The sequence below is a fragment of the Pseudomonas sp. UM16 genome (assembly GCF_050312595.1).
Taxonomy (GTDB): Bacteria; Pseudomonadota; Gammaproteobacteria; order Pseudomonadales; family Pseudomonadaceae; genus Aquipseudomonas.
Window position 1 is genome coordinate 1 of record NZ_JBNPJT010000116.1, and the last position, 201, is coordinate 201.

The window sequence follows — 201 nt, forward strand, 5'->3', positions numbered from 1 at the left end:
CCATTAATCTGTACTGAGCGGCACGTTAACTTTCGCCTTAATAAAAGGCACACCCGGGGACAAAAAAGGCCTGATAAGTTCCGCCACTTTTTCCTTTTGCTTTCGCTTGCAAAAAATATTTAGGCTCCAATTAGTTACAAAGTCATCCCCCTCTAGGATGACGCTGTACTTCAAATCAACGACTTCTCGATTGGTAGCAAT

Annotated in this window: 1 pseudogene; it reads right to left on the minus strand. The window is 42.8% G+C overall.

What is annotated here, in order from left to right:
* Positions 1 to 3 precede the first annotated feature (3 nt).
* Positions 4 to 201, minus strand: a pseudogene (locus ACQRAX_RS25820) (hypothetical protein); the annotation flags it as partial.